Genomic DNA, 13,887 nt, shown 5'->3' with positions numbered 1-13,887 from the left:
TCCACACCCGGAGCGAATTCGGGCGCCGGAAACGACAGCAATCCGACTCAGGCGCTTTGGAAATCCCGGCGCTATCTCGCCACATCTCCGCGGCCACCGCTCCCCATCGGGGAGCCGTCGGCGTTGATCTTGAAGTTCGCTATGACTTTGCCGGTGCTGGTGTCGATGATGACGATCGAGTGTTTGGGCCAGGCAGGATCGGGGACGACGGTATAGGAGACGCGGGTGATTTTCGTGGTGCGGTTGTACGCGTCGACGACTTGGCTGGTGTCGGTATTGACCTGGACCGTTTCCACCGGGAGTCCCGCCGTGTGGCCGTCAGCGGGTGTGCTGTTCCACCAGCCGTCGTAGCCACCGGTCTTGACCGCGCGGGTTGACCTGTTGGCGGGATTCCCATTCGCGTCAATGGCGAAGGCGTCAACGACAGAGTTCGCCGAGGGATCCATGACGATGATGAGATTCTCCGCCCACTTCGGACTCTTCAGCGACTCCATGTTCTTGGCACTGAGCGGATCTGGGGAACCGACTGTTTGGACGACCCGACCGGTCTTGGTGCTGTAGAGAACAAGATTCGCGGGCTGACCGGGCAATGGAGCCTTGTCCCACCAGCCGCCGTAGACGCCGGCCGCATAAGAGATCGAATCGGCCGGCGTTTTCGACTCCACGCGTGAAACGTCCAGCGGAGCCAGGGCTTCATTGGCGCACCCGGAGAGGGTCGCGGCCAGGAGGCTCGTCGCAGCGGCAATGCGAAGAATCTGATGACGAGGGACTGCAGGGCTCAGGATTGGGATCATTTTCCGCTCCCGTAAAGGCTGGCCAGGTAGGGGCTCGAACAGTGAGCCGGCGCTCCTTGGCCTGACTGATATGGGCGATAGAGCAGGACGATGTTGTCCTGTCGGTAGACCTCCTGGAAGCCGTGGTCTTGTTTGTACCGGAGGCCGTTGAAAGGCGTGTAGTTGCCGTCCCCACCGCCGCCTGTGTTGTCCTGATCGAAGTCGATGACCGCCCAGCTCGCGTAGTCCACCTGTCTGCCGACCAAACCGACGACAGTTCTGTTGGTCAGATGGGGCACCAGCCGGTCATCGGCTTCGACGCAGACGCCGGACGGGATCATGTTGACGATCCGCTGCTGGGCGCCCATGTGCGCGGTGGAGGTGAAGGCCTCGCCCGTGACGAGTTTGTTCAGCGGGAAGATCGACGGGACGAGGGCGATCCCGGCAACGACAGTGGCCACAAACAACCCCGGACCCCAGAACCGTGCACACCGGAGCCGGGGGAAGCGCTTCATGACCTTGAACAGCACGTCCACGGCGGCCATCACCAGCACGGGCGCCAGGATCGCGTTGTACTGGAATCCGGTGGACCAGGTTCCAGGCCGGTCGCTCAGCAACCTGCTCAGGAGGATGGGAGCGGCGAGAAGCACATAGACGGACCCGAGCGGGAGCAGCCCCACCGGCAGGAACAGCGAGGCCCAGAGGACCTGCTTGGCGTCGTGGTCAAAGAGGATCGCGAGGGTCTTCAGCGGGTGGGAGACGATGAAGATGATCGCCGCCCCCATGGTGGGGCCCAAGCCCGAGTACACCCAGTACCCGAAGCTTCCGGAGACGTTGTAGTGCGGAATGACCTTGCCGGTCACCACCAGATAGGTTCCCAGGCCGAGCAGGAACAGGCCAAGGGCCAGCTTCCACCGACGGCGCAAAAGCAGCACAAGGGCGATCGCCATGACCACGAATCCCATGTCCTCCCGGACCCCGAGCAGAATCACGGACAGGACCGTGACGGCCGCGTACCGGCGTCGGTCCACCGCCAGGATGATCCAGGAGAGCAGCGGCACGCCGAAAGCGATCTCGTGGAAGTCGAAGTCCACGAGCCCTTGGATGGGCCACCAGAAGATGTACCCGGCGGCGACCACGAACGCCGGCCAGTGACCCAACCGCGGCCTGGCGAAAAGGTAGACCGGATACACCGACACAGCCATGAGCAGCGCCATGGCAATGCCGAGCATTCGGGGATCATTCCAGATCCAGTACAGGGAAGCCAGGGAAGCGATGATCGGGTGGAAGTGGTCCCCGAAGATGTTGTATTCGAGGCCCTTGATCTCGCTGTACGGGGCCATGAAGGCCGAATACTGGCGCACCACCTGATCGAAGATCCCAAGGTCGTATCCCGCGGACTCGAACCGGTTGAAGCGCAGTGAGGAGACCGTCGAATACACGGCCACAACGACCACGGTGAGCGCTGTGACCCACCGCAACTCGGGTCCGAACGGCTTCCGGACCGCACTGACGAGACGTTGCCGCTGCCGGGTCTCTGCTCCGGTGGTGACACGGTCTGGCTGTGCGGCAATGTCTAGCGCCATTTGTCTATCCCCTCATCGACCTCCCCACGATACCCGGCGCGGCCCGGCGCTCTGGGAACTCGAGGCCTCCCTACAGACCCACAAGCCCCGCGAGCGTCTCCATCTGGTGCTGGAACAGTTCCTCCCGCGCCGGGAAGGTGTCCGGCCCGTACTGCCCGAACACTTCGAAGCTCACCGCGCCGAACAGGGACGTCCACACGAGCACGCCCCGCGCCAGCACCTCCTCCGGAAGATCGAGTCCCAGTTCGTCGCGCACGGCGGCGAGGTTTCCGGCCAGCGCTTGAGGCACGACGGCGCCACCCGCCACCGCGGTCAGCGCACCGGCGCGGTGGGCGGCGTCGAGGATGCCCACCAGGCGCATGATCACCCGGGTTCCGGGCTCGGTGGTCCGGTCCCCCGGGGCGCGGTAACCCGGCACAGGACTGCCGAACAGGAGCGCGTACGAGCCCGGCTCCTGGACGGCCCAGTGCCGGACAGCGCGGGCCAGCGCCAGGAATCGCCCCCGGAAGTCCCCCTCAGCGAGTGCATCCACGTCCCGGTCCACCGCGTCGCCCAGTTCGTTGTAGGCATCGATCAGCAGCAGCGTCAGGAGTTCGTCGCGGCTCTCCACATAGCGGTACACCGCAGACGACACCACCCCGAGATCCCGGGCGATCGCCCGCAAGGACAGCGCCGACGCCCCGTGTTCGGCCAGGTGGCGCCGGCCAAGTCCGATGATGTCGGCGATGGTCTGAGCCCGGGCCCGCTCGCGGGGGCCCGGCTTCTTGGCGGGGGAATCTTCGGCTGACATTCCTCCATGGTTTCCACCAGAGAGAGCGGTGTCAACTTTTGAGAGCACTGCTCTTGACTTTGTGGACATCGAAGCTCATTCTGAATTCAGAGAGCAGTGCTCTCAAAATCCGCACCACACCCCAGGAGCACCCCATGTCACCGGAAACCACCCCCGAATTCCTCGTCACCGGCGCCGGTGCGATCGGCTGGACCGTCGCCGCGCAGCTCGCCGATCAGGGCCACACGGTCACCGTCCTCACCCGCTCCGGCAGCGGTCCCAAGCACCCCCTCGTCCGCCGGGTCCGCGCCGATGTCTCGGATCCCGCCCAGCTCGCGGCGCACTTCGACGGCGTCCGCGCCGTCTTCCACTGCATCCACGGCAGCGCCTACACCGAGCGCGCGTGGCGCGCCGAGCTGCCCCGGGCCGAGCGCACGGTGCTGGACGCGGCGGAGAAAGCGGGCGCCGTCGTCGTCTTCCCGGAAAGCCTGTACTCGTACAGCCGGCCCGATCAGGTGATGCGGGAGGACAGCCCGCGTGACGCCCGTGGCGGCAAGCGCGGCGTCCGCACCGAACTGCTCACCGCCCGCGCGGCTCACTCGGCCCACACCGTCAGCGTGGTGGGCAGCGACTACTTCGGGCCGCGGGCGCTCGGCGCCCATGCCGGCGAGCGCATGGTCCCGAAGGTCATGGCGGGGAAGAGCGTGCAGGTGATCGGGTCCACCGAACAGCCGCATTCGTTCACCTACGTCCCGGACTTCGCAGCCGCCATGATCGCCGCGGCCCGGAACGAAGCACTCTGGAATCGCGTCCTCCACGCACCCACCGGACCGGCGGTCACGCAACGCGAGATGGCGCAGGCGTTCGCGACGGCGGCCGGCGCCCCCGCTGCGAAGGTCAGCACGATCCCCGGCTGGCTCATGAAGGGCCTGGGGCTGGCGATGGAATCCATCCGCGAGCTGAACGAGACGTCGTACCAGTTCACCGGGCCATTCGTGATGGACTCCAGCGTCAGCGAGGAGCTGCTCGGCCTGGCCCCGACGCCCCTGGAACAGGCGGCCAAGGAGACGGTGGACTGGTGGCGTGGCCGCCCGTGATCAGCCCTGCGAGCAGGACTGACCGCTCCCATAGCTCAACCAGGACGGCAACGCCGCGGTGAAGGCTGCGCGGACGGCGGGATCCTTGATGGCGGTCCAGTCGACCTGGGCCTTGACCTCGGTCTCATACTTGTCCCACTCGAACCAGTTGACCATCTTCAGCGCCGGGAACTTCGCTCTGACATCAGCGCTGAAGATCTGACCCCACCAGGCCCGCTTGATCGCCAGCGCATCACCGGCGCCCTGGCTCGTGTTCAGCAGCGCCGCGGTCTCCGCGATCGCCACCGGCTTCTTGCGGCCGACGCCGTACTCGGCGTAGAAGTCCGGGACCGCCAGATCGTTCCCGCCGGCGCCGTTGTACGTGCCCGTCAGCTGCTGAACGAACTTGCCGGGCTCCGGAACCACATTCGCGCCCCACGGGTACGCGTTCCCCCAGTGGTACAGCGACATCCCCACCCAGTCCACCGCCGCGTCGCCCGGGTAATACGGGGCATACGGGTCGTCCCGGCCGTCCACGGCGCCGTCGTGGTTCGTGTCCAGGACCGCGAAGTCGCCGGTCCCTTTCCTGGTCTGGTATTTCCCGCCCGCGAACGGGTACCCGCCGCCATAGTTGGGGGCCCACATGGTGGTGCTCGACGGCGCGGCGTGCACAGCCGCCGCGACCTTGCGGAAGACGGCCACATAGGCGGTGGGCTGCTCGCCCCATTCGTACCAGGAGCCGTTCATCTCCTGGCCGAAGCGCACGATCACGCCGACACCGGACCGGTTGATCTCCGTCAGGAGGTCCGTGAGATCCTTCAGCACGCCCGGGTCCGAAGCGGCCGCCAGGCCCCGGTGCGGTTCCAGCGTGAGCAGCAGTGTGGCCCCTTGCCGTCTGACCTGGTCCGCGGCTCCGTGGACGTTCGTCCGGTCCGTGTCCGTGAACGGGAACCCGGAGAAGGAGACCGCGACGGCGGGGTGGTGGCCCAGCGCCTGGGCGTAGTCGGCAAGCTGCTGGTGGCCCCAGTCGAGGTTCACGCCGTAGGACACGCCCGAACCGGTGCCTTCGGTCCGCGCGGGAACACCGCAGGAGGCCGAAGCCGTAGGGCCGGGTGAGCCGGCTGAGCAGGAGGAGAGCACTCCGGCGAGCGCCACTGCCGCGGCGGAGAGAGCCCGTCTGGTGGTGGTACGCATCCCACCAGCCTAGCCAGACGGCCGGCGGCGGCCGGAATCAGGCCCCGCGGAAGGCGGCCTCCATGGCGGCGATGTCGATCCGTGTCATGGTCATGAGCGCCTGCATGGCGCGCAGTGCGGCGGCCTGGTCCTGGGACCCCGTCATCTCGTCCACCACCATGGGGACCACCTGCCAGGAGACGCCGAACTTGTCCTTGAGCCAGCCGCAGGGCTGTTCCTGCCCGCCGTCGGCCGTGAGCGCGTCCCAGTAATAGTCCACCTCGGCCTGGTCGGCGCAGCTGATCGAGAAGGACACCCCTTCACTGGGGCTGAACATGGGGCCGCCGTTGAGGGTCTGGAAGGGGACACCGTCCAGGGTGAAGTCGGCGGTCAGCACGTCCCCGGGCTGGAAGGGCGACGGGAACGGCGAACCCTCCAGATACCTGGTGGTGACGCCCCGCTCGGAGTTGGGGAAGACGGAAACGTAGAAGTCCGCCGCGTCCTCGGCCTGGCCGTTCAGCCAGACGCAGTTCTTCAGGGCGGGCATGGCTCATTCCCCCCGGTAGGCGGCTTCCAGCGCCGCGATGTCGAACTTCCTCATCCCCATGAAGGCCTGCATGGCACGCCCCACGCCCGCGGCGTCGTCGCCGCTCATGATGCTGCCGAGAGCCTGCGGGACCACCTGCCAGGAGACTCCGAAGCGGTCCTTGAGCCAGCCGCACTGGCCCTCCTGGCCGCCGTCGGCCGTGAGTTTGTCCCAGTAGTAGTCCACCTCGGCCTGGTCGGCGCAGCTGATCGAGAAGGAGACCGCTTCATTGAAGGTGAACTGCGGGCCGCCGTTCAAGCCCTGGTAGGGGGTGCCGTTGAGCTGGAACTCCACGGTCAGGGCGGTTCCCGGTGGGTACGGGGCGCCGTCGCCATAGCGGGAGACGGCGGAGATGGAGGAATCGGGGAACACGGAGACATAGAAATCGGCGGCTGCTTCGGCCTGACCGTCAAACCACAGGCAATTGGTGATGCTGGACATGCGGTGTCCTCTCACGGGTTCTGGCGGGCACGGAACGGCCCGGCAATTTCCAGCGTAGGACCGAGGTCTGACACTCTCAACCACCCCGCGCGGACCTCTGGACGCACACGGCCCCGGGGCATAACGTGGCGAGAGGGCACTCGCTCTGGGATTCCATTCGGAAAGGACACGAAATGCCGTACAAAGTCGGCGTGCTGATCGGCTCGCTCTCCTCCACGTCCATCAACCGGAAACTCGCCATGGCCCTGCAGAAGCTGGCACCGGAAGACCTCGTGCTGGAGGAGATCCCCATCCGGGACCTGCCGCTCTACAGCCAGGACTACGACCAGACCTTCCCTCCCGTGGCCCGGGAATTCAAGGCCGCACTCGAGGCTTCCGACGCCGTCATCTTCGTGACCCCGGAGTTCAACCGTTCACTCCCCGGCGCCCTCAAGAACGCCATCGACTGGGGTTCCCGCCCCTGGGGCACCAACTCCTTCGCCAAGAAACCGTCAGCCGTCACCGGCACGTCGCCGGGCAACATCTCCACCGCCGTGGCCCAGCAGCACCTGCGCAGCATCCTGTCCTTCGTGAACTCGCCGGAGCTGTCCAGCCCTGAGGCATACATCCACTTCACCCCAGGGCTTATCGACGACGACGGCAACGTCAGCAATCAGGGCACCGCGGACTTCCTGCGCAGCTGGCTGGACGCCTTCGCCGTCTTCGTCAGCCGGGTCACCACGGCGGTCAACGACGGCCAGGCCGAACGCCGCGGCTGAGGTTTCTTTTTCCATCGATTGCTCCGCAGGACGCCAAAATCGCTCAAAATCGGCGGAAAACGGCGTCCTGTGGAGCAGTCGATGAAGGTCAGACCCGCCGGGAGAGCGCGAACAGCCTCAGCAGCGCCAGCACCGCCAGGCAGGCCAGGAGCACCCCGGTCACACGCTCCAGCGGGAACGACAGCCCCGCCCACAGCACCCACGCCACCGGGATCACGGGGCGGAGCAACCACAGGACCATGAACATCGCCGTCGTGTCGCCCATCGGCGTGGACACCGGCGTCAGCAGCTGAGCGGGCAGCCCGGCCACGCCGAGCGTCGCCATACGCAGCAGCACCGCGCAGACCACCATGCCGAGCGCGCCGCCGGCCGTCGCCGGTCCCAGGATCAGCGCCGGAATCACCGCGAGCGGCACCACCGCCGCCACGGGGAACAGCAGATGAGCCAGCAGCCGGGCCGCGGCACTTTGCGGCACGACGACGTCGTACCCCAGGGTGTCCGCCACGTCACCCAGGGCGCCGCTCACCCGCGTCATGGCCAGCTGGGTGGTCAGCAAGACTGCCGCGAGCGTGCCGGCGTCGCTCCCCCACCGTCCCATCGCCAGCGATGCGAGCACCACCAGGAGCAGGCTCCCCGCGATCCGCCACGGGTCCTGCTGTGCGTACCGAAGGTCGATGGCCCAGGACCGGGCCAGAAGTCCTCTGGGCATCGTGGACCCCGGACGGCGCGCCCGCCGGCGGGGAACCGCCCCCGCGAGCGCTCGCCCGTCGCCGATCAGCACCCCGGCCAGGGCCGTGTCCCGGGCCGTGGTGAGTTCCTCCAGCCGCGGGACGTCCAGGCCGCGCGGCCCGCCCTCCACCGGTCGCCGGGACTGCTTACCTCCGGCCGCCATCGCCGCCCCGACAGCGCCGGCAAGGCCCAGCCCGGCACCGGCCAGGAACGGCTCGGCCCCTCCCGCGGGCCGACCGGCACCCTGCCACCAGGCCAGGACCGGCAGCATCACGAGCCCCAGGCAGACCACCCCGGTCAGGACCTGCAGCAGGCGGGTCCGGACGCCCAGGACCGGACGGATCCCGAACGGCCCCACCAGGTAGTGGATCTCCTCCGCCGACGTCCAGACCGGGCCCAGGTACGCCGGGCTGAACGCCGCGGCGAGCACCAGGACCACCGCGATTCCTGCCGACACAACCGTCGCCGTCCCGGCGCCCGCCGGGGACATGACCGGCGCCAGCACCGTGGCCAGTGACCAGTACCCGGGCGCCAGGACCAGACCCACCACGAGAGCGGCCAGATACCAGGGGTACCAGCGCTCCTGCGGGCCGGAACCCCGGAACAAGGCACGGACCTCGGCGAGGGTCACGAGCCGTCACCTTCGGGACCGTCCTGCTCGTCCTGGCGGCGGAGCCTCAGGACGTCGGCACCCAGCAGGGCCGGAAGGTGGGAGTCGTGGGTGGCCATCAGGACGCCTGTTCCCTGCTCCAGCCGGTGCCGGATCAGCTCGGCGACAGCCTCACGGCGCCGCGTGTCCAGGCGCTGCTCCGGTTCGTCCAGGAGCAGGAGCGCCGCGGGTCGGGCCAGGGCCATCGCCAGGCCGATGCCCTGCCTCTCGCCGGAGGACAGCTCATCCGGGAACTGATCCATCAGACGGTGCAGATCCAGGACATCCAGGATGTCCTGGAACGGAAGCGCCAGGCCACCGGTGTTCTCCCAGGACGCCTCCACGGCCTCGAGGTGTTCCTCCACGGTGAGCCGGGCGTAGAACGGCGGCGGACCGGTCATCGCCGCGACGCCGTGCGCCCCGCCGTCGAGTTCGGCGCCACGCTGCAGCGTCCCGGTGGAATGCACCTGCCGGCCCAGCACCACCCTCAGCAGTGTGGTCTTGCCGGAACCGTTCGGCCCTGTGAGGGCCATCGCCCCACCCGCTCCCACCTGGAAGCTCGCGGGGCGTACCAGCCAGCGCTCACCGATCTGCACGCCCACGACGGACGCCCGCACCAGCAATCCCGCACCGTCATTCATCGCCGCCCCGCCGTCGTCGCGCATTCCGTGCTTAAAGAAACAGCGCCCGTGCCGGAGACCGGCACGGGCGCTGAGAAATCAGCCTTCGCACTCCACGCAGTACACGAGCCCGTTCTTCTCTCGGGCGATCTGCGAACGGTGCCGGACCAGGAAGCAGGAGGCGCAGGTGAATTCGTCCGCGCGCTCCGGGATGACCACGACGGTCAGTTCCTCATTGCTCAGGTCGACATCGGGGACGTCGACGCCGTCCGACGTGTCCGCCTCGTCGAGCTCACGCACCACGCTGCGGGCATCCCCGGCATTGACGGATTTCAGGGCCTCAAGGGACTCGTTCTGGATTTCCGCAACATCAGATCGCACTGCATCGTAGTCGGTTGCCATGTGTGGCCTGCCTCTCCTCGCCTCGGAAACGCCCAAGGGGACGCTACGGCAATGCATCATAGGGCACGCGGCACCACTTGGCCAATCGGATCCGGGAATCCTCAGAGTGGACAGTCACTTCCGGCCCCTGACGTGCGGGAGTACCGTGACTGCATGAGCGAGCAGGAGCGCGACGACGTCTACACGCACGGGCATCACGAATCGGTGGTCAGGGCCCACGCCAGCCGCACCGCACGGGAGTGCGCGGGGTACCTTCTGGAGCATCTGACACCCGGTGTCTCAGTGCTCGACGTCGGTTGCGGGCCGGGCAGCATCACGTGCGACTTCGCGGAGCTGGTGGCCCCCGCCGTGGTCACCGGGCTGGACCGCTCACCGGAGGTGGTGGAGCACGCGGCCGAGCTGGCCCGCTCCCGCGGCGTGGAGAACACCGCGTTCATCTCCGGCGACATCTACGCCCTGGACCTCCCGGACGACAGTTTCGACGTGGTCCACGCCCACCAGGTCCTGCAGCACCTCACGGACCCCGTGGCCGCCCTGCGGGAGATGCGGCGCGTGACGAAGCCCGGTGGGATCGTGGCGGCCCGCGACGCCGACTTCCACGGTATCTTCTGGTACCCGCCTGTTCCGGAGCTGGACGAGTGGATGACCATGTACCAGAGCGTCGCCCGGCACAATCAGGCCGAACCGGACGGCGGCCGGCACCTGGTGGCATGGGCGCAGGAGGCGGGCTTCACGGACGTGGCGCCGAGCAGCAGCAACTGGACCTACGCGACGGCGCAGCAGCGCCGCTGGCTGGCCCGGGTGTGGGCGGAGCGGGTGGTCCACTCCTCCTTGGGCGAGCAGGCCCTGTCCTACGGCTACGCCTCACAGACCTCTCTGGAGCGGATCGCCGCCGGCTGGCATCGCTGGGGCGAAACCTCCGACGGCTGGCTCGTGATGCCCAACGGTGAGGTGCTGCTGCGCGCCTGAAAACGTGGAGGCCGGCGTCGCAATGTACGACGCCGGCCTCCGTGTTCGCGCGGGGAGGTCACATCCCCGGCATGGTGAGGAACTCGTGGACCACGATGGTGCCGCCCATGGCGGTGTGCGGGTGGCCCTCCAGGACGCCCTGCAGGGCGTCGGCGCTCTCGGCCTGGAGGATGGAGAACCCGCCCACGGAGGCATCGGCGTCGGCGGACGCGGGGGACAGCGGCGAACCGAGGTCGACGATGGCGTCGCCCGCCTTCGCGGCCCAGTCCATCCACGCCTGCATTCCGGCGGCCTGCTCCTCCGGGGAGCCCTGCGCCATCTGATCGGCGGCGGTGGTGTCGGCCTTGTACAGGACCAGGAACTTCGCCATGTCTTCTCACTTTCGTTGGTGAAAGACGGCAACGGAATGCTGCCGGACCCGCCTCACGCAGTGCGGTTCACTACGGATCGTAGGCGCCGTCCAGGTCGGCCGACAATGGTTCTGAACAGGGAATTCAGTGAACTTTCTCAGACCTGGGCAGCGGCCGTGCCGCGGGGCTCCGGCACGCTGGCCACCTGGCGGATGAACAGGATGAGCCAGGTCATGATCATGGCGAAGGCGATCAGTTCCATGGCGGTGAGGTTGTAGTAGTGCAGCGGCAGGTACAGAAGGGCCGAGAGGGTGACACCGGCCACGAACACCGCGCTGGTGACGTGGAAGGTGAAGCCCAGACCCGGGATCCACCACGGCAATGAGACCACCAGCACCGCCCAGGCCAGCACCATGCCCGTGGCGCCGGTGTTGTGCAGCAGCTCGGATTCGTCCACCGGGATGAACCCCGCCAGGGCCAGGCCGGCACCCATGAGCACCAGGCAGCCGTACACAGGGCGGAGCCGGGGGTGGACGTAGCGGTCCTGAGGCACCCGCTCCGCCCAGCGTCGCGCACCGAGGAACTGCAACCACCTCTGGCCGGCCTTCTGGCGGAGGGTCTGGATCTCGGCGAAGGCGACCGCCCCGGCGTCGGTGGTGGAATAGTGCTCCAGGTCCGCCAGGATGAAGTGGGCCAGCGCCACGATGAGTGCCCCGGCCACCACCAGCGTGATGTTGAAGGTGGACGCGGTCCCGGAATGCGCGGTGCCGAGCGCGCTGATGTTGGAGTGCCACCAATCGGACTGACTGGTGTTCATCATGGCGTCCAGGACACCGAGGGTGAGGAACACGGCCATCAAGGTGGCGACGCGCTCCGTGGTGAGGCTCTGGACGTTCGCGGAGGTCAGGTACGCGGTCAGGCCGGTGGCCATGGCCATGAGCAGTGCGGCCGCGAAGGCGTCCAGCGTCAGCCCGATGAACGCCTGCTGGAAGATGGCGAAGAGCGCCACGGCGCCCATATAGCTCAGCGCCGCGTGCGCCAAGGCGAGAGCGACGACGTCGAGCACGTAGAGCCAGCGAAGGCGGGTCCGGTCCTTGAGCCGGGTCAGGACGTGGCGCCAGGCGACGAAACCGAAGGCGGCCAGGGAGATCAGGGCGCTGACCGCCCCGGCGGCGGCACCGATGGAGTCCTCGCCGGAGAGGGGCCGCCGGGTGCCGAAGAAGACGATGAACCCGACCACGAACCCCACCGCCAGGGCGCCGCCGGCGGCCTGCAGCGAGCGTTCCTCCGCGCTCCGCTGCGGAGCCGTTCCCATGGTGGTATTCCTCAGTGCAGGCAGTGACATGCCTCTATTCTGCCCAGTCCCGGATTCTCCCCTACGCTTGACAAGTGGATCTCTCACTCTGGCTCGCTCTGGCGACCGCCGCCCTTCTCATCAGTCTGACTCCCGGCGCCGGCGCGGTGAACACCATGAGCAACGCCCTGAACGTCGGTTTCCGCCGGTCGATCTGGGGGATCATGGGTCAGCAGGCGGCCCTGGTGGTCCACGTGATCATCGTGGCCCTGGGCCTGGGCGTGCTGGTGTCCCACTCCCCCATCCTGTTCAATGTGATCCGCTACGCCGGCGCGGCGTACCTGGTGTTCCTGGGCATCCGGCAGTTCATGTCCCGCCCGGTGGAGGATGCCACAGCGCAGGCCACCCTGGCCGGCGAGCCGGGGTGGAGCATGTTCCGGCGCGGCATGTGGGTGAATCTGCTGAACCCCAAGGCGATCGTGTTCTTCCTGGCGTTCCTGCCGCAGTTCATCCGCCCCGATCAGCCGCTCGTGGCGCAGTATTCCGTGGTGGCCGTGACCGTGGTGGTCATCGACATCACCGTGATGTGGTTCTTCTTCGCCCTGGCCGCCAAGTCGGTGCGCAACTTCACCCGCTCAGCCAAGGGTCAGCGGATCCTGAACCGCTGCTTCGGCGTGCTGTTCGTCCTGCTCGGCGGCGGGCTGGCGATCCTGCACTGACGCAGGCCGTTCGCAGCACCCTCAGTCCTCGTCCGGCCCCTCCGCTGGATCTTCGGAGTGCGCCCGGATGACGTCCGGCTCGTCCACTTCTTCTCCCTCGGCGGGGGCCTCGCTGTGCACGCGGTCCTCGTCTCCGGGCTGGATTCCCGGCATGACGGCTCCTCTCCTCGAGGGGACCCCGCGCCCCGTTGCGCGGGGTCTCACTCCCCAGCCTAGACCTCCGGACGGCGCCCGGCCATCGCCCCGTACACGGCATCCTCAGACCCTCCACAGGAGACGGCAGTACAGTCGGACACGGCCCCCCTCACGCGCTTCAGGGTGACCGGCCACCCACCCGTTCGTTTCCTGGAAGGACCGGATCATGACCCTCTCCGCCATCGACACCCACTCCGCCCTAGTGGTCATCGATCTGCAGAACGGCATTGTCGGCCGCCTCCGAGCCGGTGAGGACACCACGGTGGTCGACGCCGTCGTCGGGAACTCCCGGAAGCTCGCGGATGCCTTCCGCACCCGGGGCCTGCCGGTGGTCCTGGTCAATGTGGCCGGAGCGCCCGTGGGCCGCACCGACGCCGCACGCCGCATGCCCGCAGAGGTCCCCGCAGACTACTTCGCCCTGGTGGACGGTCTGAACACCTCCGACGACGATGTGCTGCTCACCAAGCACAGCGTGGGCGCCTTCGCCACCACGGAGCTCGACGCGGTCCTGCGCGAGCGTGGAGTGACCCAGATCGTCCTGACGGGTATCGCGACGAGCGTGGGGGTCGAGTCCACCGCCCGCAACGCCCACGACCTCGGTTACAACGTGGTCCTCACCGTGGACGCGATGACCGACCTGACACCCTCAGCCCATGACTACGCCGTGGCGAACGTCTTCCCCCGCCTGGGCGAGAGCACCACCACGCAGGATGTCCTGGCCGCCCTGGCCGCCCGAGGCTGACCGCTGCGCCGCCCGCACGGGGAGACGGGCTGGTCGGAACGGAGTCACCACCCCCG

The 13,887-nt window shown here is 67.9% G+C and carries 17 protein-coding genes; 5 read left to right on the top strand and 12 right to left on the bottom strand.

From position 1 onward, the window contains the following. Positions 1-71: 71 nt before the first annotated feature. The 3 genes from Q9R02_RS14975 to Q9R02_RS14965 form a co-directional block, all read right to left on the bottom strand. Positions 72-794, bottom strand: a complete 723-nt coding sequence (locus tag Q9R02_RS14975; protein ID WP_305997511.1) for a hypothetical protein — start codon at positions 792-794, stop codon at positions 72-74. Further along, positions 791-2,359 carry a DUF2079 domain-containing protein gene (locus Q9R02_RS14970; protein WP_305997510.1) on the bottom strand — a complete coding sequence of 523 codons (1,569 nt, stop codon included), beginning with the start codon at positions 2,357-2,359 and terminating at the stop codon, positions 791-793. Before Q9R02_RS14970 ends, Q9R02_RS14975 begins: the two co-directional genes overlap by 4 nt. A gap of 70 nt (positions 2,360-2,429) precedes the next feature. Then, a complete protein-coding gene (locus Q9R02_RS14965; RefSeq protein WP_305997509.1) occupies positions 2,430-3,149 on the bottom strand; it encodes a TetR/AcrR family transcriptional regulator in 720 nt (239 codons plus the stop codon). Positions 3,150-3,283: 134 nt separating this feature from the next. Between Q9R02_RS14965 and Q9R02_RS14960 the strand changes: the two genes are divergently transcribed. Beyond that, positions 3,284-4,225, top strand: a complete 942-nt coding sequence (locus Q9R02_RS14960) for an NAD-dependent epimerase/dehydratase family protein (protein ID WP_305997508.1) — start codon at positions 3,284-3,286, stop codon at positions 4,223-4,225. Here the strand turns inward: Q9R02_RS14960 and Q9R02_RS14955 are convergent, their stop codons facing one another. The 3 genes from Q9R02_RS14955 to Q9R02_RS14945 are packed head-to-tail and all read right to left on the bottom strand — an operon-like array spanning position 4,226 to position 6,404. After that, positions 4,226-5,398 carry a glycoside hydrolase family 26 protein gene (locus tag Q9R02_RS14955; protein WP_305997507.1) on the bottom strand — a complete coding sequence of 391 codons (1,173 nt, stop codon included), beginning with the start codon at positions 5,396-5,398 and terminating at the stop codon, positions 4,226-4,228. Between the two features lie 37 nt (positions 5,399-5,435). Beyond that, entirely contained in the window at positions 5,436-5,924 is a 489-nt protein-coding gene (locus Q9R02_RS14950) for a VOC family protein (RefSeq protein ID WP_305997506.1), read from the bottom strand. Between the two features lie 3 nt (positions 5,925-5,927). After that, positions 5,928-6,404: a VOC family protein gene (locus tag Q9R02_RS14945; RefSeq protein WP_305997505.1), complete on the bottom strand. Its 477-nt coding sequence runs from the start codon at positions 6,402-6,404 to the stop codon at positions 5,928-5,930. A 173-nt stretch (positions 6,405-6,577) separates the two neighbouring features. Here Q9R02_RS14945 and Q9R02_RS14940 point away from each other — a divergent pair, with 173 nt between their 5' ends. Next, positions 6,578-7,162 (top strand): NADPH-dependent FMN reductase, encoded by a 585-nt coding sequence (locus Q9R02_RS14940; protein WP_305997504.1) that lies wholly within the window; start codon positions 6,578-6,580, stop codon positions 7,160-7,162. A gap of 88 nt (positions 7,163-7,250) precedes the next feature. Here Q9R02_RS14940 and Q9R02_RS14935 read toward each other — a convergent pair whose 3' ends face one another. Genes Q9R02_RS14935 through Q9R02_RS14925 form a run of 3 tightly spaced genes read right to left on the bottom strand, consistent with a single transcriptional unit; the run spans position 7,251 to position 9,562 of the window. Then, positions 7,251-8,522: a hypothetical protein gene (locus Q9R02_RS14935; RefSeq protein ID WP_305997503.1), complete on the bottom strand. Its 1,272-nt coding sequence runs from the start codon at positions 8,520-8,522 to the stop codon at positions 7,251-7,253. Further along, a complete protein-coding gene (locus Q9R02_RS14930; RefSeq protein WP_305997502.1) occupies positions 8,519-9,205 on the bottom strand; it encodes an ABC transporter ATP-binding protein in 687 nt (228 codons plus the stop codon). Before Q9R02_RS14930 ends, Q9R02_RS14935 begins: the two co-directional genes overlap by 4 nt. 54 nt (positions 9,206-9,259) lie before the next feature. Then, on the bottom strand, positions 9,260-9,562 hold the full coding sequence (locus Q9R02_RS14925) for a DUF4193 domain-containing protein (RefSeq protein WP_305997501.1): 303 nt from the start codon (positions 9,560-9,562) through the stop codon (positions 9,260-9,262). Positions 9,563-9,715: 153 nt separating this feature from the next. Between Q9R02_RS14925 and Q9R02_RS14920 the strand changes: the two genes are divergently transcribed. After that, positions 9,716-10,531, top strand: a complete 816-nt coding sequence (locus tag Q9R02_RS14920) for a class I SAM-dependent methyltransferase (RefSeq protein ID WP_305997500.1) — start codon at positions 9,716-9,718, stop codon at positions 10,529-10,531. A 58-nt stretch (positions 10,532-10,589) separates the two neighbouring features. Here Q9R02_RS14920 and Q9R02_RS14915 read toward each other — a convergent pair whose 3' ends face one another. Continuing rightward, positions 10,590-10,901 (bottom strand): YciI family protein, encoded by a 312-nt coding sequence (locus Q9R02_RS14915; protein WP_305997499.1) that lies wholly within the window; start codon positions 10,899-10,901, stop codon positions 10,590-10,592. A 137-nt stretch (positions 10,902-11,038) separates the two neighbouring features. Continuing rightward, a complete protein-coding gene (locus Q9R02_RS14910; protein WP_305997498.1) occupies positions 11,039-12,226 on the bottom strand; it encodes a hypothetical protein in 1,188 nt (395 codons plus the stop codon). Between the two features lie 44 nt (positions 12,227-12,270). Here Q9R02_RS14910 and Q9R02_RS14905 point away from each other — a divergent pair, with 44 nt between their 5' ends. Then, a complete protein-coding gene (locus Q9R02_RS14905; RefSeq protein WP_305997497.1) occupies positions 12,271-12,894 on the top strand; it encodes a LysE family transporter in 624 nt (207 codons plus the stop codon). 21 nt (positions 12,895-12,915) lie between these two features. On the opposite strand, the gene Q9R02_RS14900 is transcribed toward Q9R02_RS14905, so the two are convergent. After that, positions 12,916-13,047, bottom strand: a complete 132-nt coding sequence (locus tag Q9R02_RS14900) for a hypothetical protein (protein ID WP_305997496.1) — start codon at positions 13,045-13,047, stop codon at positions 12,916-12,918. Positions 13,048-13,255: 208 nt separating this feature from the next. Here Q9R02_RS14900 and Q9R02_RS14895 point away from each other — a divergent pair, with 208 nt between their 5' ends. Then, a complete protein-coding gene (locus Q9R02_RS14895; protein ID WP_305997495.1) occupies positions 13,256-13,831 on the top strand; it encodes an isochorismatase family protein in 576 nt (191 codons plus the stop codon). The last annotated feature ends 56 nt before the right edge of the window (positions 13,832-13,887 follow it).

It is taken from the genome of Arthrobacter horti, assembly GCF_030731045.1.
GTDB lineage: Bacteria > Actinomycetota > Actinomycetes > Actinomycetales > Micrococcaceae > Arthrobacter_E > Arthrobacter_E nanjingensis.
The sequence above is the reverse complement of the archived record's forward strand: the minus strand, read 5'-3'. Positions and strand labels throughout refer to the sequence as shown.